The organism is Pseudomonas sp. SCA2728.1_7, assembly GCF_018138145.1.
Lineage (GTDB): Bacteria > Pseudomonadota > Gammaproteobacteria > Pseudomonadales > Pseudomonadaceae > Aquipseudomonas > Aquipseudomonas koreensis_A.
Genome location: NZ_CP073104.1, coordinates 1,333,474 through 1,355,844, shown reverse-complemented (window position 1 = coordinate 1,355,844; position 22,371 = coordinate 1,333,474). Strand labels below are relative to the sequence as shown.

At 59.8% G+C, this 22,371-nt stretch carries 20 protein-coding genes; 7 read left to right on the top strand and 13 right to left on the bottom strand.

Annotated elements, in window-relative coordinates; all coding sequences use genetic code 11:
• Positions 1–182: 182 nt before the first annotated feature.
• Positions 183–1,094, top strand: a complete 912-nt coding sequence (locus KBP52_RS05920; RefSeq protein ID WP_077573310.1) for a LysR family transcriptional regulator — start codon at positions 183–185, stop codon at positions 1,092–1,094.
• Positions 1,095–1,112: 18 nt separating this feature from the next.
• Here KBP52_RS05920 and argE read toward each other — a convergent pair whose 3' ends face one another.
• The 5 genes from argE to KBP52_RS05895 form a co-directional block, all read right to left on the bottom strand.
• Positions 1,113–2,261 carry an acetylornithine deacetylase gene (gene argE, locus KBP52_RS05915; protein ID WP_212622340.1) on the bottom strand — a complete coding sequence of 383 codons (1,149 nt, stop codon included), beginning with the start codon at positions 2,259–2,261 and terminating at the stop codon, positions 1,113–1,115.
• Positions 2,258–2,935, bottom strand: a complete 678-nt coding sequence (locus KBP52_RS05910) for a DUF1028 domain-containing protein (RefSeq protein WP_095050052.1) — start codon at positions 2,933–2,935, stop codon at positions 2,258–2,260. Before KBP52_RS05910 ends, argE begins: the two co-directional genes overlap by 4 nt.
• Before the next feature lie 120 nt (positions 2,936–3,055).
• Positions 3,056–3,472 carry a RidA family protein gene (locus tag KBP52_RS05905; RefSeq protein WP_099758743.1) on the bottom strand — a complete coding sequence of 139 codons (417 nt, stop codon included), beginning with the start codon at positions 3,470–3,472 and terminating at the stop codon, positions 3,056–3,058.
• A 58-nt stretch (positions 3,473–3,530) separates the two neighbouring features.
• Complete coding sequence (locus tag KBP52_RS05900) at positions 3,531–4,850, bottom strand: NAD(P)/FAD-dependent oxidoreductase (RefSeq protein ID WP_212622339.1); 1,320 nt, start codon at positions 4,848–4,850, stop codon at positions 3,531–3,533.
• A gap of 259 nt (positions 4,851–5,109) precedes the next feature.
• Positions 5,110–5,928, bottom strand: coding sequence for an alpha/beta hydrolase (locus KBP52_RS05895; RefSeq protein ID WP_212622338.1), 819 nt, complete (start codon positions 5,926–5,928; stop codon positions 5,110–5,112).
• Between the two features lie 184 nt (positions 5,929–6,112).
• Between KBP52_RS05895 and KBP52_RS05890 the strand changes: the two genes are divergently transcribed.
• Positions 6,113–6,562, top strand: a complete 450-nt coding sequence (locus KBP52_RS05890) for a helix-turn-helix domain-containing protein (protein WP_212622337.1) — start codon at positions 6,113–6,115, stop codon at positions 6,560–6,562.
• 376 nt (positions 6,563–6,938) lie between these two features.
• Positions 6,939–7,946 (top strand): glycosyltransferase family 2 protein, encoded by a 1,008-nt coding sequence (locus tag KBP52_RS05885; RefSeq protein ID WP_212622336.1) that lies wholly within the window; start codon positions 6,939–6,941, stop codon positions 7,944–7,946.
• An 84-nt stretch (positions 7,947–8,030) separates the two neighbouring features.
• On the opposite strand, the gene KBP52_RS05880 is transcribed toward KBP52_RS05885, so the two are convergent.
• Both KBP52_RS05880 and KBP52_RS05875 read right to left on the bottom strand, forming a co-directional pair.
• Positions 8,031–9,074, bottom strand: coding sequence for an LLM class flavin-dependent oxidoreductase (locus KBP52_RS05880; protein ID WP_212622335.1), 1,044 nt, complete (start codon positions 9,072–9,074; stop codon positions 8,031–8,033).
• A 152-nt stretch (positions 9,075–9,226) separates the two neighbouring features.
• The gene (locus KBP52_RS05875; RefSeq protein WP_016987069.1) at positions 9,227–9,712 is read right to left on the bottom strand and encodes a flavin reductase family protein; all 486 of its coding nucleotides are present in this window, start codon (positions 9,710–9,712) and stop codon (positions 9,227–9,229) included.
• A gap of 324 nt (positions 9,713–10,036) precedes the next feature.
• Here KBP52_RS05875 and KBP52_RS05870 point away from each other — a divergent pair, with 324 nt between their 5' ends.
• Positions 10,037–11,443, top strand: a complete 1,407-nt coding sequence (locus tag KBP52_RS05870; protein ID WP_212622334.1) for a cytosine permease — start codon at positions 10,037–10,039, stop codon at positions 11,441–11,443.
• A 249-nt stretch (positions 11,444–11,692) separates the two neighbouring features.
• Positions 11,693–12,793: a polyamine ABC transporter substrate-binding protein gene (locus KBP52_RS05865; RefSeq protein ID WP_077573301.1), complete on the top strand. Its 1,101-nt coding sequence runs from the start codon at positions 11,693–11,695 to the stop codon at positions 12,791–12,793.
• Between the two features lie 116 nt (positions 12,794–12,909).
• Here KBP52_RS05865 and KBP52_RS05860 read toward each other — a convergent pair whose 3' ends face one another.
• Entirely contained in the window at positions 12,910–13,884 is a 975-nt protein-coding gene (locus tag KBP52_RS05860) for a TerC family protein (protein ID WP_212622333.1), read from the bottom strand.
• A gap of 164 nt (positions 13,885–14,048) precedes the next feature.
• Between KBP52_RS05860 and KBP52_RS05855 the strand changes: the two genes are divergently transcribed.
• The gene (locus KBP52_RS05855; RefSeq protein ID WP_212622332.1) at positions 14,049–14,993 is read left to right on the top strand and encodes a Dyp-type peroxidase; all 945 of its coding nucleotides are present in this window, start codon (positions 14,049–14,051) and stop codon (positions 14,991–14,993) included.
• Here KBP52_RS05855 and KBP52_RS05850 read toward each other — a convergent pair whose 3' ends face one another.
• Positions 14,994–15,782, bottom strand: coding sequence for a helix-turn-helix transcriptional regulator (locus tag KBP52_RS05850; RefSeq protein ID WP_077573297.1), 789 nt, complete (start codon positions 15,780–15,782; stop codon positions 14,994–14,996). It lies immediately after the preceding gene.
• Between the two features lie 84 nt (positions 15,783–15,866).
• Here KBP52_RS05850 and KBP52_RS05845 point away from each other — a divergent pair, with 84 nt between their 5' ends.
• Complete coding sequence (locus KBP52_RS05845; protein WP_064587897.1) at positions 15,867–16,865, top strand: bile acid:sodium symporter family protein; 999 nt, start codon at positions 15,867–15,869, stop codon at positions 16,863–16,865.
• A gap of 10 nt (positions 16,866–16,875) precedes the next feature.
• Here KBP52_RS05845 and KBP52_RS05840 read toward each other — a convergent pair whose 3' ends face one another.
• The 4 genes from KBP52_RS05840 to KBP52_RS05825 all read right to left on the bottom strand — a co-directional run bounded on the left by KBP52_RS05840 (position 16,876) and on the right by KBP52_RS05825 (position 22,341).
• Positions 16,876–17,631, bottom strand: a complete 756-nt coding sequence (locus KBP52_RS05840) for an ABC transporter ATP-binding protein (protein ID WP_212622331.1) — start codon at positions 17,629–17,631, stop codon at positions 16,876–16,878.
• Positions 17,625–18,686 (bottom strand): iron ABC transporter permease, encoded by a 1,062-nt coding sequence (locus KBP52_RS05835; protein ID WP_077573294.1) that lies wholly within the window; start codon positions 18,684–18,686, stop codon positions 17,625–17,627. The genes KBP52_RS05840 and KBP52_RS05835 overlap by 7 nt, the downstream gene beginning before the upstream one ends.
• A complete protein-coding gene (locus tag KBP52_RS05830) occupies positions 18,683–19,864 on the bottom strand; it encodes an ABC transporter substrate-binding protein (RefSeq protein WP_116029209.1) in 1,182 nt (393 codons plus the stop codon). Before KBP52_RS05830 ends, KBP52_RS05835 begins: the two co-directional genes overlap by 4 nt.
• A 62-nt stretch (positions 19,865–19,926) precedes the next feature.
• A complete protein-coding gene (locus KBP52_RS05825) occupies positions 19,927–22,341 on the bottom strand; it encodes a TonB-dependent receptor (protein ID WP_212622330.1) in 2,415 nt (804 codons plus the stop codon).
• Positions 22,342–22,371: the final 30 nt, after the last annotated feature.

Sequence of the window (22,371 nt, the reverse complement as noted above, 5' to 3'; positions counted from 1 at the left end):
ACGGGCGGCGCATTTCTTGTTGAAGTGATCATGTGCAAAGCGTCGGGATAGATAAATTAGTAAGTTTGTTGCTTCAGACCTTAAAAAAAATATGCTTCGGCTGGCGCCTGCGTCCGGTATGTTCAAGCTTGATCGTGCGCCAGGGAAACAGGGCGAACACTCGCGCTCTTCGGGAGACTCACATGGCCGCCTATAACCTGCGCCAGCTCAAGTATTTCGTCACCACCGCCGACTGCGGCAGCGTCGCCGAGGCCTCGCGCAAGCTGTACATCGCGCAGCCGTCGGTCTCCACCGCTATCAAGCATTTGGAAGAAAGCTTCGGTGTGCAGCTGTTCATCCGCCATCACGCTCAAGGCGTCTCTCTGACGCCCAGCGGTTCGCGCTTTTATCGCAAGGCGCTGGAGCTGCTGCGCGTGGCCCACGAGTTCGAACAGAACGCGCTGGCTGACAATGATGTGGTGGCGGGGCAGATCGATATCGGCTGTTTCGAAACCGTCGCGCCGCTGTACCTGCCGCGTCTGATCGCCGGCTTCAAGGCGCGTTGGCCGGGCGTGGAAATCCGCATTCGTGATGGCGAGCAACAAGAACTGGTGCAGGCGCTGACCGCCGGCAGCATCGACGTGGCGATGCTGTTCGAGCACGATCTGGACAGCACCATCGAAACCGCACCGCTGATGCCACCGCAACAGCCTTATGCGTTGTTGCCGGCCAGCCACCGTTTCGCACAACAGGCCAAGGTCTCGCTGGATGATCTGGTGCTGGAACCGATGATCCTGCTCGACGTGGTGCCGAGCCGCACCTATTTCGTGAGCATCTTCGAAGAGCGTGGACTGACGCCGAACATCGTCTTCAGCTCACCGTCGATCGAAATGGTGCGCGGCATGGTCGGCAACGGTTTCGGCTTTTCGATTCTGGTGACCAAACCGTTCAGCGACTACACCTACGACGGTCAGCAAGTCGTCTGTGTGCCGCTGGCGGAAAACGTCACCGGATCGGGATTGTCGGCGGCTTGGTTGCGCCGGGTGCAACTGACCAAACCGGCGCAGTTGTTTGTCGATCATTGCCGCGAAGAGTTGGCCCGACTGCACCCGTGAGTGCCGTCGGGCCGATAGTCAGAGGCTGATAAACGCCAGCATTCGCTGCAGCATGGCATCGCACGCCTGCAACTGTTCGAGGCTGACAAACTCATCGGGTTTATGGCCCTGGTCCATACTGCCGGGACCGCAAACCACCGTGGGAATGCCCACCGCGTCAAACAGTCCACCTTCTGTACCAAACGCTACAGTGCCGAAATCCTTTGAGCCGCAGAAGGCGGAAATCAATTCCGCCGCCTGGCTTTGCGCATCGGTGGCCAGCCCCGGATACGCCGACAAGGCGCTGAAGCGAATATCACTCTGCGCACTGACCGCGCGCATGCGTGGCAGCACTTCGCGTTCGGCATAGGCTTTCAGCGCCTCGGCAACCAGCGCCGGATCCTGTGAGGGCAGGGCGCGGATTTCGAAGTCGAATCGGCAATCGGCCGGGACGATATTCAAGGCTTTGCCGCCGCTGATCACGCCGGTCTGCACCGTGCTGTAGGGCGGATCGAAGCGCGCATCGTGATGCTCCGGCGCTTTCAGTTGCTGGCCGAGACGACCCAGTTCAGCGATCAGTTCGGCGGCGTATTCAATCGCGTTGACGCCGAGCGGCGCATAGGCAGAATGGCACGGATGGCCCTGCACATCGCAGCGCATCGCCAGTTTGCCCTTATGGCCGAGCACCGGTTTCAGTTCGGTCGGTTCGCCGATGATGCACAGCAGCGGTTTGATCGGACGTTGCTGCAAGACCTTGAGCAGCGAGCGCACGCCGAGGCAGCCGACTTCTTCGTCATAGGACAAGGCAATGTGCACCGGCATGCGTAGCGGCGTTTCAACCAGTGACGGCACCAAGGCCAGCACGCAGGCGATGTAGCCCTTCATGTCCGCCGTGCCACGGCCGAACAGTTTGCCGTCGCGTTCGCTCAGTTCGAACGGCGGCAGCGTCCACGGCTGGCCATCGACCGGCACCACATCGGTATGCCCGGACAGCACAATGCCCGGTTGATCCACCGGGCCGATCGTGGCGAACAGGTTGGCTTTGCTGCGCTCATCGTTATAGATCAGCGCACACGGCACGTCGAAACCCGCGAGGTAGTCGCGGACGAATTCGATCAGTTGCAGGTTGGATTCACGGCTGGTGGTATCGAACCCCACCAGCGCCCTGAGCAACTCGACGCTGTTCATCGATCATCCCCGGCCACGCCATAACCCGGCGCCTTGGCCGGATCGAGGGCGCGGTCGATGTAGTCCTGAAGCTGCGGCTCGTAAGCGTTCCAGAGCTTTTGCAACTGACCGATCGGGTCTTCATCGGCCCAATCCACGCGCAGGTTGACGATCGGCCAAGTCTGCTCGCCGACCACCACGACAGCGGCCGAATGCACCGGCCCGGCTTCGCCACCGAGAGCTTGTGCGGCGTGCAGCGCTTTGAGCAGACGATCAGCGAGTTGACCTTCACCATCCTCAAAGGCGCTGACCATGGCTTCGATCACCGAACGCCCGGCGAGCATGTTGCCGGCGGCGACGCATTGTTCGCCGCTCACGGCGTTGTGCACGCCAAGGGTTTGCGCACCGCTGAAATGCGCGGTCTGGCCGAGGTGGTTGATCGCCGTGATCTGCCGGTACTGGCTGTAGCCGTTGCGCGTGAGGACTTTGTCCAGCGCATCGTCCGGCGCCAAACCTTGTTCCATCAGCGCGAGGACTTCCGGGCCGAGGGACGGCAGGGTGATGTTCTGGCTCGACACCGCGCCAACGCCCGGCAGCAGCCACGGGCAACGGGCGCCGACGGCGATGCTGGAGGAACTGATAGCGACACCGAACTGGCCGGTTTCGGCGCAACGGGCTGTGATTGAAAAGGTCATCTCATGAACTCCTTGTGTGTCTGGACTGGCCTCTTCGCGAGCAAGCTCACTCCTACAGGGGAATGCATTTCAAATGTAGGAGTGAGCCTGCTCGCGATTGCCACAACTCGGTTTCCTGACTTACTCAGGAATCACCGCAATCACATCAATCTCCATTAACCACTGCGGCTGCCCCAGTGCCGACACCACCAACCCGGTGGAAATCGGGAATACGCCTTTAAGCCACTTGCCGACTTCGCCATACACCGCCTCGCGATAACGCGGGTCGATCAGGTACGTGGTGGTCTTGACGATGTGGCTCATGTCGCTGCCGGCTTCTTCGAGCAGTTGCTTGACGTTGCGCATCGCTTGTTCAGCCTGCGCACGCGGATCACCCAGACCGATCAGATTGCCGTCGAAATCCGTGCCGACCTGCCCACGGACATACACGGTGTTGCCTGCACGCACGGCCTGGCACAGGTCGTTGTCCAGCGTCTGGTTCGGGTAAGTGTCTTTGGTGTTGAACATGCGGATGCGAGTGTGGGTTGGCTGGCTCATGTGCAGCTCCTGAAAGAGGGGTTGCCCGGCGCAATCGGCGCCGGAGCGAAAAAGGACATCAAGCGTCGACGGTGTCAGCGGCCTTGTTGTGGGCGTTCGAATGCAGTGCGGCTTCACGCTGCTCGGCATCGCGGTAGTCCAGATACTTGCGCTGGGTGGCGATGTGATCGGCGACGTGCTTGGCGTCGTGCCACACGCCCCAGATGAACGACGAACCGCGACGCGACTGCCACGGCAAACCAAGGAAATACACCCCCGGCTCACTCGACACACCGCGCTGATGCACAGGCTTGCCCTTGTCATCGAACGCCGCGACTTGCAGCCACGAGTAATCCACGGCAAACCCGGTGGCCCAGATGATCGAGGTGATGCCAGCCTTGGTAAGGTCGAGATCGGCCAGTGGGTTTTTCACGCATTCAGGCTCAGGGTAGGTTTCGCGCGCTTCCGGTTCCTCCGGCAGATCGAGGCCGTTGCGCTCGATGTAGGCATCGGCGGCATCCAGCAGCGCCAGATAGTTTTCGTCGCCGCGATTGAGGTTGCCGACCAGGTCTTGCTTGAAGGTCACCACGCCGTTATTGAACGACTCGGTAACGCCGACCAGGGTCATGCCGCGATGGGCCAGACCACGAAAATCAATGGTGCGACCGCCATGGGCGCCGCTGACCGCAATGGTCACGTGCTCGCGTCCCGGTTTCATCGCCGCTTGATCCCACTCGCCGAGCACGCCCAGCCACCAGCAGAAATCGCGGTTGCGATAAGCGCGAGGCGGGCGGTCGTGAGCGCCGACCGACAGGTAAACCTGCTTGCCGGAGCGTTGCAGTTCATCGGCGATCTGCACGCCGGAAGAACCGGCACCGACCACCAGCACCGCGCCTGCCGGCAGTTGCTGCGGATTGCGATAGTCGGCGGAGTGGATCTGCAGCAGGCGTTCGTCTTGCGGGGCAATCGCCGGGATCACCGGTTTTTGAAACGGCCCGGTGGCGGCGACCACGCGGTTGGCTTCGATCACGCCTTCGGAGGTCTCGACGGTGAAACCCGGGCGACCGACATTGCGCACCACGCTTTTCACCTCAACGCCGGTGCGGATCGGCGCATTGAATTTCTTCGCATAGGCTTCGAAGTAATCGGCTACGCGCTCTTTCGGGGCGAAACCGTCGGGATCGACGTCATCGAATTCCAGGCCGGGGAAGCGGTCGTGCCACGCCGGGCCGTTGGCCACCAGCGAGTCCCAGCGTCCGGTGCGCCAGCGTTCGGCAATGCGATTACGCTCCAGTACGAGGTGCGGCACACCGAGTTTGCTCAGGTGCTCGCTCATGGCCACGCCCGCTTGGCCGGCACCCACGATCAGCGTGTCTGTTTTTATTATTTCAGGGGTCATCTCTACATCCTTCCTAGCAAGGCAGTGGGATTCGGGCCGCTGTTGGCTTGTCCGTTTGGCTTGAGGTCAGACTAGGGAGGAGGGGGGTATCGGTAAAATATTATTAAGCTGGGATGTGAAGATAAAATTCTGATGCAGCGCCGGGAAACCCTTGAAACACGGGGTTTTCAGATAGTCGCTGCGGGGTTGGGAGGTAAAAAACCGGTTGGCCTGACGTGCAGTGGTGAGCAGAATCTCCGCGCTCACCACTGCGCCGGTTTCAGCGATTGAGAAATGCCAGCAGATCCTCATTCAAGGCCTGCGCATGCGTCACCGCAAAACCGTGCGGCGCCCCGGCGTAAACCTTCAGTTCAGCGCCCTTGATCTGCGCTGCCGCCTGTTTGCCGGTGGTTTCGAATGGCACGATCTGGTCGTCGTCGCCATGGATCACCAGCGTCGGCACGTCGATTTTGGCCATGTCCGGGCGGAAGTCGGTTTCCGAGAACGCCGTGACGCAATCCACCGTGCCTTTGAGCGAGGCCATCAGAGCGATATTCAACGTTTGCGTGAGCACGCCGTCGGAGACTTTCTGGCCCTGATTGGTGCCATAGAACGGCGCGGCGAAATCGGCGATGAACTGCGCGCGATCCTTCAGCAGGCCGGACTTGATCCCGTCGAATACCGAGCTGTCGACGCCCTGCGGGAAATCGGCTTTTTTACCGAACAGTGGCGTCACGGCGCCCAACAGCACCAGACCGGCAACCCGCTCGCTGCCATGGCGGGCGATGTAGCGGCTGACGTCGCCACCACCCATGGAAAAGCCCACCAGCGTCACATCGCGCAGGTCGAGATGGTTGATCAGTTGCGCGATGTCATCGGCAAAAGTGTCGTAGTCATAACCGGTCCACGGCTGATCTGAGCGGCCGAAACCGCGACGATCAAACGCAATGGTGCGATAGCCTCGGCTGCTCAGGTATTCCATCTGGTATTCCCACATGTCGGCATCCAATGGCCAGCCATGGCTGAACAGCACGGGTTTACCGCTGCCCCAGTCCTTGTAGTAAATCTCGGTACCGTCTTGCGTAGTGAAGGTGCTCATGGAAACTCCTGCTTCAGGGTTCGCGGTAGTGCCGGAATGGCGGCATTCACTATCAGCGCAAAGCGATCCGGCTACTTGTATGCAGGTGCTGGTTTTGCGCAGTTCAGTCGTGGATCCGCTCCAGAGTTGTATGATGCAACCCAAAGCAGCATCGCCGACTGATGAATCGAGGGAGTACGTTCAAGTGAAACGCAAAAGCCTGCAGGGCAATGCCTGCCCGGTCGCCCGCACGCTGGACCTGATTGGCGACTGGTGGTCGCTGCTGATCATTCGTGATGCGCTGGATGGCATCCGGCGTTTCAATGATTTCCAGAAGAGTCTGGATATCGCCAAGAACATGCTCAGCGCGCGCCTCAAGGGGCTGGTGGAGCAGGGGATTCTGCAGGCGATGCCAGCCGCCGACGGCGGGGCTTATAAGGAATACGTGCTGACAGAGCGTGGCAAAGCCTTGCAGACCGTGATCGTCGCGCTGTCGCAGTGGGGCGGTGAATTCATGTATGCGCCGGGTGAGCCAGGGTCGGTGATGGTTGATGCAAAGGATCGTCAGCCAATTCGCAAGCTGCAATTGACGGCGGCCGATGGTCGGTCGCTGGCTCCGGAGGACGTTGCGACGCGACTGGGTGTTGAACACTGAAGGGCAATGCTGTTTCAACATGAGTCATGGTGGTTAACCGGCTTTCTTCTCTCTGTGGTTCGGGGGTCGTTGTAATGCGAAGCCGATCCGGGAGGACCGTTACAGGCTCTGCGCCTGATGATTCACCTCATCACGCAGAGCTTTCGCCAGACTTTCCCGGTAATGCTGTTCCCCGTAGATGACGATTAAGTCATGGCTGCAATACAGCCGGCCTCGTTCTTTGACGCCCCAACCGTTGGCCATTTATCATGCGAAAGCATAACGGCATCACTGTGTCGTGAATCATTCGAGTACGTGCCTTCCTTCGGCCGCGCACGTCAACCCTGCCTCACCAATCCCGTATCGGCCCAGGCCGTCATTTCAGGTGCTCAACAACGTGTCTGTCCCGAAAATTTCCGTCGTCATCCCCACGTACAACGTTGAGTCCTACATCGCTGAAACCCTCGATTCGCTGATCAATCAAGCCGTGCCGTTGCATGAAATCATCTTGATCAACGACGGCTCGACCGATGGCACGCTCGCGGTGATTGAAGCCGGTTTTGGCCATCGCCCGGAAGTCAAAGTGGTCACCCAGGTCAATCAGGGCGTTGGCGCTGCCCGGCGCAATGGTCTGGCGTTGGCGAGCGGCGAGTATGTGTTCTTTTGCGACCCGGACGATGTGGTCAGCCCGGAGTTGTTTTCGACGCTGGTGGAGCAGGTGCAGGCCAACGCCGCGCTTGAGTTGTTTTATTTTTCCAAGCGTTCCTACACCGAAGTGGACGGCGAGAAGCAACTGTTGCGACGTAACACCGCTGCCAGTCGCAATGGCTGGTTCGAGGCGGGGCGCGACTTGCTGCAGGATCTGATTTTGTCCGGCAAGTACCACGCGGCGACGTGGCAATACATTTTCAAGCGTTCGGTGTGCGAGCGTTTTGTGGTCCGGCTGGAAGGGCGGGCGCATGAAGATCATGTGTTCAGCATGAATATTTACCTGCACAGCCAGGCCACTTTTGCCACGGCAGCGGACTATTACTTTCAACGGGTCAGGAGCGGTTCGCTGACGCAGAGCCACAAGGACGTTGAGTACGTGATGGGCAGTTATGCCGCGTATCGCGACACGCTGGCAGCGTTGAAAAAGCACATTGCTGCGTTCAGTGCCGGGCGCGAAGTTGCGCTGAATTTCATGGAGCGCAATGTCGACGCACTGATCACCAAGTGCATCAAGTATGGTGTGCCCTTGCCACAGCAGATCACCTCGATGACGCGGCAAGACAGCCGTGATTGCGGGGTGATGTTGCACACTCGCTGGACGCTGTGGTTTCCGCGCATCGTTCATGGGGTGCGCAAGCTGCGTTTCAATCTCAAGCAGTCGCGCCGGAGTCGAAAGACCGCCGCTCAGGGGTAGCGTTCACCTGCCGACAAGCGAAAAAAGGGGCGAATTCATATCGATGAATTCGCCCCTTTTTATTGCTGTTCAATTACGCGGTTCTCAGCGAAACGCTGGCACCACATGCTTGATAAACAGCTCCAGCGATTTCTTCTTCTCTTCATGCGGCAAGCTGTTGTCACACCAGAAACTGAACTCATCCACGCCCAGTTCCTGGTAGTACTTGATCCGCGGAATGATCTCTTCCGGCGTTCCGATCATCGCCGTCTTGTGCAGACTCTCCAGTTCAAACTCCGGACGGCCGGCGAACTTCTCTTCCGGGCTTGGCGCGAGGAAGCCGTTGACCGGGGTTTGCTTGTTGCCGAACCACGCATCGAAGGTGCGATAGAAACGTGAGATGGCTTTTGCGCCGACTTTCCAGCCATCCGGATTGTCAGCGGTGTGCACGTGGGTATGGCGCAGCACCATCAATTGCGGACGCGGCACGTCTGGGTTGTTGTCCCGCGCAGCCTGGAATTTGTTCTTCAGGTCGAGGACTTCTTCGTCGCCCTTCATCAGCGGTGTGACCATCACGTTGCAGCCGTTGGCCACGGCGAAATTGTGCGAATCCGGGTCGCGGGCGGCGATCCACATTGGCGGGTTGGGCTTTTGAATTGGTTTTGGCACGCTGGTGGACGTGGGGAATTTCCAGATGTCGCCGTCGTGGGCGTAGTCGCCTTGCCACAGGGCGCGGACCACCGGGACCATTTCGCGCAATGCCTGGCCGCCGCTGGAGGCAGGCATGCCGCCGGCCATACGATCGAATTCAACCTGATAGGCGCCACGGGCCAGGCCGACTTCCATGCGACCGTTGCTGATCACGTCGAGCAGCGCACATTCACCGGCGACCCGCAGCGGATGCCAGAACGGCGCGATGATGGTGCCGGCGCCGAGGTGGATGGTGGTGGTTTTCGCGGCGAGGTAGGCGAGCAATGGCATCGGGCTCGGCGAGATGGTGTATTCCATCGCGTGGTGTTCGCCGATCCACACGGTGCTGAAACCGCCGGCCTCGGCCATCAGGGTCAGTTCGGTGAGGTCTTCGAACAGTTGGCGGTGGCTGACGCTTTCGTCCCAGCGTTCCATGTGGATGAACAGGGAAAATTTCATGACGCTTCCTCGGATTTTTTGTTGTTGAGGCTACAAAACTTGTAGGAGTGAGCCTGCTCGCGATGGCGGTGTGTCAGAAAAAACATCGACATCGGATAAATCGCTATCGCGAGCAGGCTCACTCCTACAGTTGATTTGTGCGGATCTGACGATCAGGCCAGGACGGGCAGGGCGCCCATCTTGCCGTGGCAATACACCAGCGGCCCGGCGATTTGCTCGGGAACGATCAGATTCTTCACCGCGCCGACCATGATGGCGTGGTCGCCGCCTTCGTATTCGCGCCACAGCTCACATTCGATGATAGCCGTCGCGTTGGCGAGGATCGGGTTACCCAGTTCGCTCAAGGTCCACTCGATGCCTTGGGCCTTGTCTTTGCCTTTGCGGGCGAAGGCGTAGGCTTCGCTTTGCTGGCCGCCGGACAGAACGTGGATGGCAAAGCGTTTGTTCTTGATCAACACCGGATAGGAATCGGAGCTGTAGTTGGGGCAGAACAGCACCAGCGCCGGGTCCATCGACAGCGAGCTGAACGCGCTGGCGGTCAGGCCGACGATCTGACCGTCATCGTCCAGAGTGGTGATGACGGTTACGCCGGACGGGAACGAGCCCATGACTTGTTTGTAGATGGCGGCATCGATCATTGGTCGGTCCTCGGGTGATGTGTTGCTGTTTTTATGTGTTTGTTGGTCTGATGGTATACCAGTATTCGATCTTTGCAAGGCCTTTTAAGCTGAACCGATAAACGTGCCGCGTTCGTCGGATACTCAGTATTTACGGGGCTTTCGGCTGGTCTGCAGGCCACGGTTTCAGCGAGGATGGCGTATCAGTTGGCGCCGCAAACTACGGATCAGTCTTGTGAATTGTTTGGAATACCATAATATGGTCTGCATCTGAGGGGCGGCCAGAGAGTCCCCCCGGTTTGGCTTCATACAACGATAAGAACAGACAAACTCGAGTTCATGCATATGTCCCAGATGTCCCGGCAAGATCCGTTGATCGAGAACCATACGGTCGACTACGTCCCACTCGCGGAACGCCACGGGAAGGCCCGCGACCTATTCACCCTTTGGTTCAGCACCAACATTGCGCCACTGCCCATCGTCACCGGCGCCATGGTGGTTCAAGTGTTCCATCTCGATTTGCTCTGGGGGCTGCTGGCGATTGCGCTGGGGCACATGATCGGCGGCGTGGTGATTGCCCTGGCGTCGGCGCAAGGCCCGCGCATGGGCATTCCGCAAATGGTCCAGAGTCGCGGCCAGTTCGGCCGTTATGGCGCGCTGTTGATCGTGTTTTTTGCGGCGATCATCTACATCGGTTTCTTCATTTCCAACATCGTGCTGGCCGGTAAATCCATCGTCGGCATTGCGCCGTCGGTGCCGGCGCCGCTGAGCATTCTGATCGGTGCACTGGCAGCTACGGCGATCGGTGTGATCGGCTACAACTTCATCCACACGCTGAACCGCATTGGCACCTGGGTGATGGGCAGCGCGTTGCTGGCCGGGTTCATCTATATCTTTGCCCATGACTTGCCGACGGACTTTCTCACTCGCGGCAGTTTCAACCTGTCCGGTTGGCTGGCGACGGTGTCGCTGGGGATTATCTGGCAGATCAGTTTTTCGCCGTACGTCTCCGATTACTCGCGTTACTTGCCTGCGGATATCGGCATTGCCAAGCCGTTTTGGGCGACCTATCTGGGCGCGACGCTGGGCACGATTCTGTCGTTCAGCTTTGGCGCCGTGGCGGTGCTGGCGACCCCGGAAGGCACTGAAGCGATGGTCGCGGTCAAGCAGTCGACCGGTTGGCTCGGGCCGATTCTGATGGTGCTGTTCCTGCTCAATATCATCAGCCACAACGCGCTGAATCTGTATGGCGCGGTGCTCTCGATCATCACCTCGATACAGACTTTCGCCAGCCAATGGACGCCGAGTATCAAGGTGCGCGTAGTGTTGTCGAGCGTAGTACTGGCGGGCTGCTGCGTGGTTGCGCTGGGTGCGTCGGCGGATTTCATTTCCGAGTTCATCGGTTTGATTCTGGCACTGCTGCTGGTGCTGGTGCCGTGGGCGTCGATCAACCTGATCGACTTCTACCTGATCAAGCGCGGCTGCTACGACATCACCTCGATCTTCCGCGCCGACGGCGGGGTTTACGGGCGCTTCAACCTGCACGCGATCATTGCCTACTTCATCGGCATTATTGTGCAGTTGCCGTTCGCCAACACCTCGCTATACGTCGGGCCCTACGCCAATCTGGTCGAGGGTGCGGACTTGTCCTGGCTGGTGGGCCTGGTTGTCACCGTGCCGTTGTATTACTGCTTGGCAACACGCAGCCAGACACAGCAGAGCAGGGCGGCGAGATTGGGTTACACCGACTGAGCTGATCCGTTACTCGACAATGCCCGGCCAAGTGCCGGGCATTGTTGTTTCCGCATCCCGGCGGTCAATCAAATTGGCCACATCGATCCCCTTTTGGCCCATCCCCCACTGTGCTCCAGCTACGCTGTCAGCAAGAATCAAAACCATAACCAGACGCTGAACCTTTTTTACCCTTGGCTACCTTTACAGCCGCTGCCGTGTACAGAACATAAAAACCATCGAACTCACGCTGCCTTTTGGGGAACAACCATGGTCACGATGAAACGCATTCTGGGTGCCACTGTGTGTGGGCTGACGCTGTTGGCCGGGGCCGTCCAGGCTGAGCAACGCGAACTGCGCGTGTACAACTGGGCGGACTACATCCTGCCGTCCGTGCCCAAGGATTTCGCCGCCAAAAGCGGCATCAAAGTGACTTGGGATACCTTCGACACCAACGAATCCCTGGAAGCCAAACTGCTGACCGGCAACTCCGGTTACGACCTGGTGGTGCCGTCGAACCAGTTCCTCGAAACGCAGATCAAGGCTGGCGTGTTTCAGAAACTGGATAAATCGAAACTGCCGAACTGGAGCCACCAGGACCCGGAACTGTTGAAACTGCTGGGCAAGAACGATCCGGGCAACCAGTACGGCGTCCCCTACATGGTCGGCACCGTGCTGATCGGCTTCAACCCGGCCAAGGTCAAGGCTGCATTGGGCGACAACGCGCCGGTGGACAGCTGGGATCTGGTGTTCAAACCGGAGAACATGGAAAAGCTCAAATCCTGCGGCGTGGCGATGCTCGATTCGCCGACGGAAATCCTGCCGCTGGCCCTGCATTATCTGGGCCTCGACCCGAACAGCCAGAACCCCGCCGATTATGAAAAAGCCAAGGAGTTGATGCTCAAGGTTCGTCCGTACGTGACCTACTTCAACTCGGCCAAGTACATGACCGACATCGCCAACGGTGACATCTGCGTGGCCATCGGTTACTCCGGCAGCTTCTACCAGTTCGGCAACCGCGCCAAAGAGGCGGGCAACGGTGTGGTGGTCGACTGGCGCTTGCCGAAGGAAGGCGCGCCGATCTGGTTCGACACCTTCGCCATTCCGAAAAGCGCGAAGAACGTCACCGAGGCGCATGAATTCCTCAACAACCTGCTCGACCCGAAGGTGATCGCGCCGATCAGCGACTTCCTCGGCTACCCGAATGCGAACAAAGATTCGATGCCGCTGATCAACAAGGAAATCACCGACAACCCGAACCTGACGCCGACCCCGGAAGCGCTGAAAAACCTCTACGTCGTGCAACCGTTGCCGCAGAAACTTGAGCGCGTGCGTACTCGCGTATGGACCAGTATCAAATCTGACAAATAACACCGCTCCCCCTGTAGGAGTGAGCCTGCTCGCGATAGCGCCAGATCAGTCAACATCGCGTCGTTTGACACACCGCTATCGCGAGCAGGCTCGCTCCCACAGTGTTTTGTGGTGTGTCATTCGGTGCTGCGTTCAGCATTTCGGGTGATGACAAGGCTCAGCAAAACCGAGCCGAGGATCACCCCACCCACCACCGCCAACGACCACTCCACCGGCATGTGCAGCCACGGCATCAACACCATCTTTCCACCGATAAACACCAGCACAATCGCCAGCCCATACTTGAGCAAGTGAAAGCGGTCAGCCATGTCCGCCAGCAGAAAATACAGCGCGCGTAATCCCATGATCGCGAAGATATTCGACGTGAAGACAATGAACGGGTCAGTCGTCACGGCGAAGATCGCCGGGATGCTGTCGACCGCGAACATCAGGTCACTGGCCTCGATCAGCACCAGCACCAGAAACATCGGCGTGGCCCAGCGCACGCCGTTTTGCAGGACGAAAAACCGTTCGCCATGAAACCCGCTGGTGATGCGCATATGCCCGCGCACCCAGCGCAGCAACGGATTCTTGTCCAGGTCCGGCTGGTGGTCGGCAAACACCAGCATCTTGATCCCGGTGAAGATCAGGAACACGCCGAACGCATACAGCAGCCATTCAAACTGCGACACCAGCCACACCCCGGCAAAAATCATCACCGCGCGCATTACGATCGCCCCGAGCACGCCGTACAGCAGCACTCGCCGCTGCAATTCGGGCGGTACGGCGAAGTAGCTGAAGATCATCACGAAGACGAACATGTTGTCGATCGACAGCGATTGCTCGATCAGATAACCGGTGAGGAATTCGAGGGTTTTTTCCCGGGCGATCTCGGCACCGAACGCACCGTGCAGATACCACCAGAGCAGGGCGGCGAAACTCAGCGCCAACAGGCACCAGGCGATGACCCAGGACAAGGCTTCGCGCACTGACACCCGATGCGCCTTGCGTCCACCGAAGACGAACAGGTCCAATGCCAGCATGGCAAGCACGAAGACGATGAAGGCGCCCCACATCCACGGTTCGCCGATATTGATGTTTGTGGCTGGCATGTCACGCTCCCTGTCTATTCTTGGATTGGGGTCAGACGAGGCCATGCTAGCGACGACTTTGCGGCAAAGAAAAATCGTTTATTTCTGCGCAACAGTTCGATAAAAACGAACTATCCGCCCTCGTTGACAGCTCGGGCACTTTTTACGGAGCAATGTTTTCAACGATGAATACCGACATTCTCGAACCTCAAGCGGTGTGCAGTCCGATCACCAGCAGCGCGATTTTCATCGTCGCGACGCTGAATGCGGGGGCTGAAGCGGCGCAAACCGTGAAAGACTGGTGCGGCGATGTCGCCGGGCTGGTGCGTTCGGTCGGCAAGCGCGTACCGACCGGCAATCTGACCTGCATCTGCGGCTTTTCCTCGAACGCCTGGGATCGCCTGTTCGGCCATCCACGACCAGCGTCACTGCATGGTTTCCGTGAGTTTGGCGGGGAAGGGCGGCACGCTCCGGCAACCCCGGGTGACCTCTTGCTACACATTCGCGCCGATCAAATGGACCTGTGTTTTGAACTGGCCACGCAAATCATGGCGGTTCTCGGCGATGCGGTGACGGTGGTCGACGAAGTGCAAGGTTTCCGCTATTTCGACATGCGCAGCATCATCGGTTTTGTCGACGGCACGGAAAACCCGGTCGGGCGCAAAGCGCTCAACTTCACCATCGTCGGTGACGAAGATCCGGGTTTCAGCGGCGGCAGTTACGTGTTGGTGCAGAAATACCTGCACAACATGACCGCGTGGAACGGTTTGAGCGTTGAAGCTCAGGAACGCGTGATTGGTCGCACCAAGCTGTCCGATATTGAACTGGATGACGCGGTCAAACCGAGCAACTCGCACAGTGCGCTGACCACCATCACCAACGCTGCCGGCGAGGAAGTGAAAATCCTCCGTGACAACATGCCGTTCGGCCGGCCAGGAGCAGGGGAGTTCGGCACCTTCTTCATCGGCTACGCACGCTCGCCGGAGCCGATGGAGCAGATGCTGGAAAACATGTTCGTCGGCAAGCCACCGGGTAATTACGACAAGTTGCTGGATTTCAGCACGGCCGTGACTGGTAGCCTGTATTTCGTGCCGTCAGCGGACTTGCTGGAAGAACTGGCGGATCGCTGATCAGCGAAAAAACTCTCCCGGCGTTTCACCAAACTGCTGACGAAACGCCGCGATAAACGCCGACGTCGAGTCGTAACCACAGGCCAGCGCAACATCGGTGACGCGTTCACCTTTCTCCAACGGTGTCAGCGCACCGAGCAGGCGCAAGCGCTGGCGCCAGGCGCGGAAGGTCAGGCCGGTGTCGCGCAGAAACAGGCGGGTGAGGGTCTTTTCGGTGACGCCGAACTTTTCGCTCCAGTGGCTCAGCGTGGTTTGCTGTTCCGGATGGTGTTCCAGGCTCTGGTAGATCTGCTTTAAGCGCACGTCTTGCGGCAACGGCAGCATCAAGTCGATCTGCGGCGCTTCGGCCAGTTGATCGAGGATGACCTGGGCGAGGCGGCCATGCGGGCCGCTCTGGTCGTATTCCACCGGAACCTGACTGAACGCGCGGATCAGTTCCCTGAGCAGATCGCTGACGCCGAGCACATGACAACGCTCAAGCGCCCATCCGGCGACGCTGCAATCGATGTACAGGCTGCGCATTTCCGTGTGTGGGGAGCTGAATACCCTATGCGGCACACCGGCCGGGATCCACACGGCGCGCTCCGGCGGGGCGACGAAACGGCCGACGCTGGTCTGGATTTCCAGCACACCCTGAATCGCGTAGGACAACTGCACCCACGGGTGACTATGGCGCCGGGTCAGGGCGCGATTGGGCAGCGATTCGGTGCGCCCGTAGAGTGGGCGCGGCAGGCTGGGCAGCCCGGGAATGCTGCGCCGCACGCTTTTGTCATGTCCTTTAGGCGGCATCTTGTGGCCCTTCGGCGTTAGTCGGTAATTGGCAGTCACGTTAGAGTCGTCGGCACGCACTGGCAACCCCCGGATGAACCGACCATGACTCGCCCCCGCTTTTTGCCCGACAACTTTACCCTGACGCTGATCGGCGTCGTGCTGCTGGCCAGTTTCCTGCCGGCCAGCGGCCAGGTCGCGGTCGGCTTCGGCTGGCTGACCAACATCGCCATCGCGCTGCTGTTTTTCCTGCATGGCGCCAAACTGTCTCGTGAGTCGATCATCGCCGGCGCCGGCCACTGGCGCCTGCATTTGCTGGTGTTCGGCCTGACGTTTGTCCTTTTCCCGTTACTGGGCCTGGCGCTGAAACCGCTGCTGTCACCGCTGATCGGCGACAAGCTGTACATGGGCATGCTCTACCTGTGCGCACTGCCGGCCACGGTGCAGTCGGCGATTGCTTTCACCTCGCTGGCGCGCGGCAATATCCCGGCGGCGATCTGCAGCGCGGCGGCATCGAGCCTGTTCGGGATTTTCCTCACGCCGCTGTTGGTGACGCTGCTGCTCAACGTCCACGGTGATGGTGGTTCGACGCTGGATGCGATCCTGAAAATCAGCGTGCAATTGCTCCTGCCATTCATTGCCGGGCAGATCGCTCGGCGCTGGATCGGCGCGTGGGTCGGGCGCAACAAGAACTGGCTGAAGTTCGTTGATCAGGGGTCGATTTTGCTGGTGGTCTACGGCGCATTCAGCGAGGCCGTCAACGAAGGTATCTGGCATCAGATTCCGGTCGTTGATCTGCTGGGATTGGTGGTGGTCTGCTGCATTCTGCTGGCGCTGGTGCTGTTGGCGTCGACGTTGCTCGGCAAGGCCTTTGGCTTCAGCCAGGAAGACCGCATCACCATTTTGTTCTGCGGTTCGAAAAAGAGCCTGGCCACCGGCGTGCCGATGGCGCAGGTGTTGTTTGCCGGCAGCACCATCGGCGTGCTGATTCTGCCGCTGATGCTGTTCCATCAGATTCAGTTGATGGTCTGTGCGGTGCTCGCTCAGCGCTATGCCAAGCGCCCGGAATCGGTGCCAGAGCTGATGGCGCAAGTCGATCCGTGATTGCCGCAGATCAAACGATATCGTCGATGAGAATATGCTGCAGCCCCCGGCTGCACTGCTCGATCCGCGCCTCGACCTTGTAGACATCGCGCAGCATCTGTTCGGTGATCACTTCACTGCTCGGGCCGCTGCCCTGACTGGTGCCATCAGCAATCACCAGCACCTGATCGGCGAAGCGCAACGCCTGATTCAGATCATGGATGGCAATGAACACAATCACCTCGCGTTTGCGCGCGAGGCTGCGCATGAAGTTCAGCACTTGCACTTGTCGATGCATGTCGAGGGCGCTGGTCGGTTCGTCCATCAGCAGGATTTCCGGTTCGCGCACCAGCGTCTGGGCGATGGAGACCAACTGCTGCTGACCGCCGCTGAGTTCACCAAGGTTACGAAACGACAGCCCGGTGATGCCCAGCGCGGCGAGAATTTCGTCGACCAGTTTCAGCTCATCATCATGGACCACCCAGCCCGGCGTCAGTTGCTTGCGTGCCAGCAGCACCGATTCGTACACCGTCAAACGCGCACTGGCGTTCAGGCCCTGCGGCATGTAGCTGATACCCGTCGGGCCTTTTTTCGAGTCCTGCAAAATCACCTGACCGGGGCCTTCGATCAGCCCGGCCATGCGTTTGAACAACGTCGATTTGCCGGCCGCATTGGGCCCGACCACGGCAACCACCTGACCGCCAGAAAACGTTGCCGTCGAGACACCACGAATGATCTCGCGCTGGCCGTAGCGGGCGCCGAGATTGTCCAGTTGCAGCGTCACCATGAGTTTTTCTTCCCGCCGAGAATCAGTGAAATGAAGAACGGCACGCCGATCAGCGAGGTGACCACGCCGATGGGGAAAATCGCGCCGGGGATCAGGGTTTTGCTGACCACCGAACTGGCCGAGAGAATCAACGAACCGGTGAGCAAGGAGGCCGGCAAAAAGAAGCGCTGATCTTCACCGATCAGCATGCGCGCGATGTGCGGGCCGACCAGTCCGATAAAGCCGATGGTGCCGACGAAGGCCACGGGGAACGAGGCGAGCAGGCTGACCATGATCAGCGTCTGAAAGCGCAAGCTGCGCACGTTGATGCCGAAACTGGCAGCCTTGTCGTCGCCCAGACGCAGGGCGGTCAAGGCCCAGGCGCGTTTGGCGAAAATCGGCAGGGTGATCAGGATCACCAGGCAGATCACCCCGAGTTTCGGCCAGGTGGCTTTGGTCAGGCTGCCCATGGTCCAGAACACCACGGCAGCGACGGCTTGTTCGGTGGCGAAGAACTGCACCAGCGCCAGCAGCGCATTGAAGGTGAACACCAATGCGATGCCGAGTAGCACGATGGTTTCGGCAGTGACGCCACGGCGCATGCTCAGGAAGTGAATCAACAGCGCCGAGAGCATGGCCATGATGAAGGCGTTGAGCGGCACCATGAACTGCGCGGCCAGCGGGAACAACGCCACACCGAAGGCCAGGCCCAGCGCCGCGCCGAAACTGGCGGCGGCGGAAATGCCCAAGGTGAACGGACTGGCCAGCGGGTTGTTGAGGATGGTCTGCATCTGCGCGCCGGCCAGCGATAACGCCGCGCCAACGGCCACCGCCATCAGTGCCACCGGCAGACGAATGTCCCACATCACCACGCGCACTTGTGGCGAAGCACTGTCCGGCGAAAACAGGGCGCCGAGCACTTCGCTGAAACTGTAACTCGCCGGGCCCAGTGCCAGATCGAGCAGCACACTGCACAGCAACAGAACCACCAGCCCGGCGAGGATCAGGCGTTTACGCAGCACCAGTCGACGGTAGGTTTCGCGCTGCACCTCGACGGTGTCGGTCAACGAACTCATGGTTTGACCTCAGTATTGCGCAGGCTGACGAAGTAGCCCGACTCATACGGCACGGGCAGAAAACGCTCGTGCAGTTCGCGGAAGGAGGCGTCCGGGTCGAGATCGGCGAACAGCTCCGGGTGAAACCATTTGGCCAATTGCTGAATGGCCACGAACTGGTAGGGGCTGTTGTAGAACTGATGCCAGATGGCGTGGAAGGCTTGTGTCTCCTGAGCCTTGATCCCGGCGTAGGCCGGACGCTGCGTATACCACGCGAGTTTTTTTCGCGCCTGGTTCATGTCGGCGCCTGGCCCGACACCGACCCAATGACCGCCGGGTGCAAAGGCTTCCCAGTTGGCCGTGGTGACCACCACGTGCGCCGGATTGGCGACGATGACCTGCTCGGGATTCAACTGGCCGAACGTGGTCGGGATGATCCCCCGGGCGATGTTGTTGCCGCCGGCCATGTCGACAAACAGGCCAAAATTCTCGTTGCCGAAACTCAGGCAGCAATCATCGGTGTAGCCGCCGATGCGCTCGATGAACACGCTTGGACGCGGTGGGTGCTGTTTCTCGATCACGTCGGTGACGCGGTGAATCTGCTGGTTGCGAAAATCAATGAAGGCTTCGGCGCGTTGCTCTTTACCGAACAGTTTGCCGAACAGGCGCATGGTCGGTTCGGTGTTCTGCATCGGGTTGTTGCGAAAGTCGACGTACACCACCGGGATGCCCAAAGCGTCGAGCTTCTCGATGTAGCGCGCATCTTCGGTGGCGTGCTGCGCTTCGATATTGAGGATGATCACATCCGGGCGCTGCGAGATCGCTTGTTCGATATCAAAGGTGCCGTCTTCAAAGCCGCCGAAGGTGGGGATTTTGGCAATGCCGGGGAATTTGCGCAGGTAGGCATTGTAGGTGTCCGGGTCGGACTGGATCAGGTCCTTGCGCCAGCCGACGATGCGTTCGATCGGATTCTGTGTGTCCAGCGCGGCGAGCAGATACAACTGCCGGCCTTCACCGAGGATGACCCGTCTGACCGGCAGATGCACCTTGACCTTGCGCCCGAGCAGATCGGTCACTTCGGTGCGCGCCGTATCCGCTTCGCTGGCGTTTGCGTTGCGCGGCGCCAGCGCAGACAGGCTCAGCAGTCCTGCCAGTAACAGCGCAGCCATCGCGAGGCTGCGTCGATCGAAAATCACCATGGTCAAAGCCTTTGCAAAGGTCAGTTCGGCCAACGGCTCACACCGCTGGCCGGCTGAACGTTTCAGAAATCGACAGTCGCCGACAGTAATAAGGTGCGCGGTGAGCCTTGGGAGAACGCGCCGTAGGAAGCGACGCCCGACCAGTACTCGTGATCGAACACGTTCTGCACGGTGGCGCGAAACGTGGTCGGTCGATCATCGATGCGCGTGCTGTAGCGGGCGCCGACATCGAAGCGCGTCCAGTCATCGAGTTTTTGTGTGTTGGCCTGGTTTACGTACTGGCTGCCGGTGTGGATCGCGCCACCGGTCAGCGTCAGGCCATCGAGCCATGAGGTGTCCCATTCGGCCCAGAGGTTGGCCTGAACCTCGGGCACGCCGACCGGTTTGTTGCCGCGGTTGGCGGCCACGCCGGTTTTCGTCAGTTCGGCATTGAGCAGGGTCACGCCGCCGAGCAGGCGAGTGCCCGGCGTGACTTCGCCGAACACGTTCAGCTCCAGCCCGCGATTGCGTTGTTCGCCCTGCACCGAGAACACTCCGGAGGCCAGTTCGCCGCTGGGTTTGGTGATCTGAAACAGGCTGATGGTGGAGGTGAACGTGCCGTAGTCGGCTTTGACTCCGAGTTCATGCTGGCGGGAAACATAAGGGGCAAAGATCTCGCCGGCGTTGGACGCGGTGGAAGGCGCGATGTCGCCCTTGCTCAGCCCTTCGAGGTAGTTGTAGTAGAACGAAACGTGATCCCAAGGCTTGATCACCGCGCCGAACAACGGGGTCGTCCGGCCGTCGTCGTAGGACGTGGTCACCACGCCGGCGGCGTTGTAGTTGTCGGATTTGATGTTCTGTTTGCGCAAGCCGAGGGTTACCTGCGCGCGGTCATCGAGAATCGACAGCGTGTCGGCAAGCGCCACGCCAGTCAGTTCGCTCTGCGAGACCTTCGGCGTATCCGGCTTGGGAATGTAAGGTTGCGGGCGATCCACCGGGTGATAAATGTTCGACAGAATCGGTGCGCCGGAAATGATCCCGCGCGACAACACATCGCGATAGCGACTGACCTGCACGGTGGTGCGGTGACTGATCGGCCCGGTATCGAAGCGCAGCCGCGCACCGGCATCAACGGTGTAACGCTCGACTTCGAACTTGTAGTAACCGGGGATCGACGAGGTGTCGCCAGCGGCATTGATAATGGTCGGCGTCTGGTCGGACATTCGTGCCACATCGGATTTGCCGCCGCCGGCATGGGCGAACACCGTCAATGCGTCGCTGAGGTCATATTCGCCGCTGAGCAGCGCCGATTTGTCACGGGTTTTCGACCAGCCCCAATCCTGACTGACGTTGCTGCGACCGTTGGCGGCGGAAGGAATGTCCACGCCCGGAGCAATCAGGAACGGCCGCGAAGCGGCGTCGAAGCTTTCTTTCTGGTTGAGCCAGTCGAAGGTCGTGCGCAGGCGTTCGCCCTGATAGTCGAGGGAAATCGCGCCGATGTCGACGTGGCGCGATTGATCGTCGATCGCCGTGTTGCCCAGTTGCGTACTGCCGTTGAAGCGCACGCCAAAACGGCGCTCTTCACCGAAGCGCCGACTGACATCGAGATGGCCACCGGCCTGAGCATCCATGGCGTAACTGGCGGTGAAACGGGTCAGGTCTTCATCGAGGGAGCGTTTCGGCACCACGTTGATCACGCCACCCACCGCGTTGTTGGGTGACATGCCATAGAGCAGGGCGCCGGGGCCTTTGACCAGTTCGATGCGCTCGGCGTATTCGGTGAAAACCCGATAGTTGGGCGCCACACCGTAAACGCCGTCGAAGGCCAGTTCACCGAGGTTGCCTTCGCCGACGGGAAAGCCACGGATGAAGAACGAGTCGACAATCCCTCCGGTCTGCCCGGTGGAGCGCACCGAAGAATCACGTTCCAGCACATCGCCGACGGTGACGGCCTGTTGATCCTTGATCAGCGCCGAGGTGTAGGTGCTGATACTGAAGGGGGCGTCCATGACATCCGTATTGCCAAGAATGCCCAGGCGCCCGCCGTTGGCCACCTGGCCACCTACATACACTTCTGGCAGGGAATCGGCGCGCTTTTCGGTGCCGATGATCGATGTTTCATCCAGCGTCACCCGGCGCGGCACCAGCGTGTAGCTGCCGTCACTGCGCAAGACCATGTCCAGGCCACTGCCAGCCAGCAAGCGATTGACCGCCTCCTGCGTCGAGTAATTACCGATCAGCGCAGGGCTGGTCAGGCCTTCGGCCAGCGAGGGCTCGAACGACAGGGCAATGTTGGCGTCCACGGCGAAGCTCGACAGGGTCGCACCCAGCGGCCCGGCGGGAATGTTGTAGGCACGAACCGCGACAGCGTCCAGTTGCACCGGCACGGCGGCCAAGGCAAACGGGCAAACGGCACCGATCAGGACAAGGCTTAGCAACGCACTGCGAACAACGGGTTTGAGCTGACGTTCCGGGCGCAGGTGGCGTGCGGCAAGCATGGATGAATGAGCCTATGAACAGGACGAAAA

Bases quoted from the DNA above. Each gene is read 5' to 3' on its own strand.
- KBP52_RS05920 (WP_077573310.1), top strand. From the start codon at position 183: ATGGCCGCCTATAACCTGCGCCAGCTCAAGTATTTCGTCACCACCGCC.
- argE (WP_212622340.1), bottom strand. From the start codon at position 2,261: ATGAACAGCGTCGAGTTGCTCAGGGCGCTGGTGGGGTTCGATACCACC.
- KBP52_RS05910 (WP_095050052.1), bottom strand. From the start codon at position 2,935: ATGACCTTTTCAATCACAGCCCGTTGCGCCGAAACCGGCCAGTTCGGT.
- KBP52_RS05905 (WP_099758743.1), bottom strand. From the start codon at position 3,472: ATGAGCCAGCCAACCCACACTCGCATCCGCATGTTCAACACCAAAGAC.
- KBP52_RS05900 (WP_212622339.1), bottom strand. From the start codon at position 4,850: ATGACCCCTGAAATAATAAAAACAGACACGCTGATCGTGGGTGCCGGC.
- KBP52_RS05895 (WP_212622338.1), bottom strand. From the start codon at position 5,928: ATGAGCACCTTCACTACGCAAGACGGTACCGAGATTTACTACAAGGAC.
- KBP52_RS05880 (WP_212622335.1), bottom strand. From the start codon at position 9,074: ATGAAATTTTCCCTGTTCATCCACATGGAACGCTGGGACGAAAGCGTC.
- KBP52_RS05875 (WP_016987069.1), bottom strand. From the start codon at position 9,712: ATGATCGATGCCGCCATCTACAAACAAGTCATGGGCTCGTTCCCGTCC.
- KBP52_RS05870 (WP_212622334.1), top strand. From the start codon at position 10,037: ATGTCCCAGATGTCCCGGCAAGATCCGTTGATCGAGAACCATACGGTC.
- KBP52_RS05865 (WP_077573301.1), top strand. From the start codon at position 11,693: ATGGTCACGATGAAACGCATTCTGGGTGCCACTGTGTGTGGGCTGACG.
- KBP52_RS05860 (WP_212622333.1), bottom strand. From the start codon at position 13,884: ATGCCAGCCACAAACATCAATATCGGCGAACCGTGGATGTGGGGCGCC.
- KBP52_RS05855 (WP_212622332.1), top strand. From the start codon at position 14,049: ATGAATACCGACATTCTCGAACCTCAAGCGGTGTGCAGTCCGATCACC.
- KBP52_RS05850 (WP_077573297.1), bottom strand. From the start codon at position 15,782: ATGCCGCCTAAAGGACATGACAAAAGCGTGCGGCGCAGCATTCCCGGG.
- KBP52_RS05845 (WP_064587897.1), top strand. From the start codon at position 15,867: ATGACTCGCCCCCGCTTTTTGCCCGACAACTTTACCCTGACGCTGATC.
- KBP52_RS05840 (WP_212622331.1), bottom strand. From the start codon at position 17,631: ATGGTGACGCTGCAACTGGACAATCTCGGCGCCCGCTACGGCCAGCGC.
- KBP52_RS05835 (WP_077573294.1), bottom strand. From the start codon at position 18,686: ATGAGTTCGTTGACCGACACCGTCGAGGTGCAGCGCGAAACCTACCGT.
- KBP52_RS05830 (WP_116029209.1), bottom strand. From the start codon at position 19,864: ATGGTGATTTTCGATCGACGCAGCCTCGCGATGGCTGCGCTGTTACTG.
- KBP52_RS05825 (WP_212622330.1), bottom strand. From the start codon at position 22,341: ATGCTTGCCGCACGCCACCTGCGCCCGGAACGTCAGCTCAAACCCGTT.